2 protein-coding genes and 1 pseudogene are annotated in these 3,667 nt (G+C 67.3%); all 3 read right to left on the bottom strand.

Annotation, left to right across the window (positions count from 1 at the left end):
* Positions 1 to 192: pseudogene (locus L995_RS02840) on the bottom strand (aldehyde dehydrogenase); the annotation flags it as partial.
* 42 nt (positions 193 to 234) lie between these two features.
* Positions 235 to 1,116 carry a transporter gene (locus tag L995_RS02835; protein WP_047468941.1) on the bottom strand — a complete coding sequence of 294 codons (882 nt, stop codon included), beginning with the start codon at positions 1,114 to 1,116 and terminating at the stop codon, positions 235 to 237.
* Positions 1,117 to 1,233: 117 nt separating this feature from the next.
* Positions 1,234 to 3,357, bottom strand: coding sequence for a PQQ-dependent dehydrogenase, methanol/ethanol family (locus L995_RS02830; protein ID WP_047468940.1), 2,124 nt, complete (start codon positions 3,355 to 3,357; stop codon positions 1,234 to 1,236).
* Positions 3,358 to 3,667: the final 310 nt, after the last annotated feature.

Genomic DNA, 3,667 nt, shown 5'->3' with positions numbered 1-3,667 from the left:
CCGCGTCACGTCGGCCGGGCCGGCGCTGGCGACTTCGGCGATCACGGCCTCGGTGGCCGGGTTGACGGTGGACAGGCGCTGGCCGGTCCGGGCCGCCACCCATTGGCCGTCGATGAAGAGGTCATGCGTGCCCCGGTTGAGGAAGGCGCTGGCGCGTTCGGTGATCTGGTGCTGGATGTCGCTGAGGTTCATGGCGTGCTCCTTGGTGGTGGACAGGGGACAGGGGGTGTGGATTCAGAAAACCTGCAGCAGGCGCAGGTTGATGCGGGCGTTCTCCTTGAAGCCCTGGCGCACATGCAGATCGCGGCCCACGGTGGCCAGCAGCTGCGTCTTCGGCGCGACAAAGACCGCGCCGCCGAAAGAGACCTTGGTGGTGGACTGGCGGTCGCCTTGCGACACGCCGTTGACCTGGGTCTCGCCGCCCGTCAGGTGCGACAGGCCCAGGCGCAGGTCCGAGGTCTCCGACAGGTGGTAGCGCAGCAGGCCCTGGAACTGGAACTGCGCCTTTTGCTTGAGCGTGGCACTGTGGGCGCCGAAGTCGTCGTTCTTGCCGAAGACGGTGACATCGGCCGCCAGGTCCATGGTCACGCGCTTGCCCAGCGGCTTGATCCAGCCGGCCTGCAGGGCCGCCTTCCAGCGGTTCTCGCCCAGGCTCAGCGGGTCGTTGCGGCTGTACTGGCCCGTGGGCAGCCAGACAAAGGGGGTGATGCCGAAGTGCTCCTTGTCGCCGGGCTTGGTCAGCCACAGGGTGGCGGCCAGCATCAGGTCGCCCACGCCGGTGTTGCTGCCCATGGCCGCGATATCGCGCGATGCCGACAGGCGCCCGAAGGGCAGCAGGAACTGCGGGTCGATCACGTAGTCGCCCAGCTTCATGAAGTGCACGCCGCGCGCTATGCCGATGTCCGAGGTCAGCCTCGGCCGTATGGGCGCCTGGTCGCCATTGGCATAGAGGCGGTCGCGCGTGGCGTGCTGGTAATAGACCATGCCCAGCGTGGTGCCGGGCGGCAGGGCGGTGTAGTCGCCCGCGTCGATATCGACGGCGTGGGCGTTGAAGCTGGCGCATGCGGCCATGGCTGCCAGGGCCAGGGATGCGCGGGTGAAGGGCTTGGATGGCATGGCGAAGAGTCCGGTCCGGTGTTTTCAGGCAAAGCCCTGCCCAGGCCTGCTGCAGGACAGCAGGGCCGGGGAGGGGAATGGGAGGTTGGGGGAGGGGAGGAGGGCGGCTCGCGCTGGCTACTTGGGCCGCACCGCGTCGGCCGTGCCCTGGATGAAGGCCTTGATCTTTTCCACGTCTTCCATGCTCAGCTTGCCCGTGAAGTCCGGCATGCCGCGCGACATGGCCGGGCCCTTGAAGATGAACTTGTCCAGGTGCTCGATATAGGCCGGGTCCAGGTAGCCCAGGTTGGGCAGGTTGCCGCCGCGATCCACGCCGGGCACGCCGTGGCAGAAGGCGCAGTTGCTGACGTACAGGGCCGTGCCTTCGGCTATCAGGCTCTTGTCGTAGGGCACGCCCTGCAGCAGCTTGCCCTGCTGGTAGGCGACGAAGGCAGGCGCCTCGGCCTTGCCGTCCAGCGCGAAGGTGTAGACCGTGCCCGGGCCCTTGCGCTCGGTGTGGCGTGCGGCCAGGCCGTAGACGCCGCCCCAGCCCACGGCGATGGAGACGTACTGCCGGCCATCGACCTCATAGGTGATGGGTGCGGCCACCACGCCCGTGCCTGTGGGCTTTTCCCAGAGCTTCTTGCCGTTGCGCGCGTCATAGGCCACGAAGCGGCCGTCGGCCGTGCCCTGGAACACCAGGTTGCCCGCCGTGGCCAGCGTGCCGCCGTTCCAGGGCGAGGCATGCTCCACGCGCCAGCGCTCCTTCTGTGCCACCGGGTCCCAGGCGATCAGGCGGCCGAAGGGCGTGCTCTTGGGCGGCTCCATGTTGACCAGCGTGGCCGTATTCCAGCCGATATTGCTGTGCGGCTCGGGCAGGGAGCCGCCGTTGAACTTCCAGTTCTTGTTGTCCTGCAGGGTCAGCGGCACATGCTGGGCCGGCAGGTAGGCCAGGCCCGTGTCGGGGCTGTAGGACATGGAATGCCAGTTGTGCGCGCCGAAGGGGCTGGGGATCACGTCGCGCGCGCGGTCGCCGCTGCGCGCAATCGGCGTCTCGATGGGCCGGCCCTTGGCGTCGTAGCCGCTGGCCCAGTTCACATCGACGAAGTTCTTGGCCGAGATGAACTGGCCGTTGGTGCGGTCGATGACGAAGAAGAAGCCGTTCTTGGGCGCATGCAGGATGACCTTGCGCGGTTTGCCGCCGATCTTGATGTCGGCCAGCACCATGGGCTGGGTGGAGGTGAAGTCCCAGCTGTCGCCTGGCGTTTCCTGGTAATGCCAGACGTACTCGCCCGTATCGGGGTTCAGCGCCACGATGCTGGCCAGGTACAGGTTGTCGCCACCGGCCGGGCTGCGCTTGGCTTGCGCCCAGGGCGAGCCGTTGCCCGTGCCGATGTACATGAGGTTGAGCTCGGGGTCATAGGCCATGGTGTCCCAGGCCGTGCCGCCGCCACCGGCCTCCCACCACTTGCCGGCCGGGTCCCAGGTCTTGGCGGCGCGGGCCATGGCCTCGTTCTCGAAGGGCTTGGACGGATCGCCTGGCACGGTGAACCAGCGCCATTGCTGGGCACCGGTCTCGGCGTCATAGGCCGTGACATAGCCGCGCACCCCGTACTCGGCGCCGCCGTTGCCGATCAGCACCTTGCCCTTGATGACGCGCGGCGCGCCCGTGATGGTGTACGAGTAGGCGCGGTCGATGATGGTGTCCTGCTCCCAGACCTTCTGGCCCGTGGCCGCGTCCAGCGCCACCAGGCGGCCATCGAAGGCGCCCACATACACCTTGCCCTTGTAGACCGCCACGCCCCGGTTGACCACGTCGCAGCAGCCCTTGAAGCCATTGGCACGGTCCACGCCGGGGTCGTAGCTCCACAGGCGCTTGCCGGTGCGCACGTCCACCGCATGCACCACGCTCCAGCTGGCCGTGACATACATGATTCCATCGACCACCACGGGCGTGGACTCCACGCCGCGCGTGGATTCCAGGTCATACGACCAGACCAGGCCCAGCCGCTTCACATTGGCCGTGTCCAGCTGCCTGAGTTTGGAAAAGCGCGTCTCGCTGTAGTCCATGCCGTAGCTGGGCCAGTCCTTGGAACTGCGCGCGTTGTCGCGGATGCTCTGCGAGTCGATGCGCGAGGTGACGGCGCGTATGTGCTCGGGCGAGCCTTTGCTTGGCAGGCCGGCCTGTGCCAGCGTGGCGCCGGGAAGGGCCAGCGCCAGGCCGGCGGCCAGCAGCGTGGAGGAAAGCACGTGGGTCTTCATGTTGTCTCGTCTCCTGTGTGGTTTGTTTTTGCGTGCATGGCGCTGGGGGCAAGGGCACCATGGGGGAGACGATAAAAAAAGCGGCCTTCGGTCACAACATTCGGACTTTCCCGGGGGCGGATGTGTACCGCCGTGGAACAGCTCAGAACGTCCGGCTGACCGTCACCCCGGCCGATAGCCCGCGTCCGGCACCCGGCTCGAAGTACCGCTGGTTGCCCTCGTTGACGATGACCGACCCTGCAAAGCGCCGGTCGAACACGTTGTCCAGCCGCACAAAGGTCTGGGCGCTCCACTGCTGCCATTGACGCGG

Origin of the sequence: Delftia sp. ZNC0008, from assembly GCF_000799035.1 — a bacterium.
Taxonomy (GTDB): domain Bacteria; phylum Pseudomonadota; class Gammaproteobacteria; order Burkholderiales; family Burkholderiaceae_C; genus Comamonas; species Comamonas tsuruhatensis.
The sequence above is the reverse complement of the archived record's forward strand: the minus strand, read 5'-3'. Positions and strand labels throughout refer to the sequence as shown.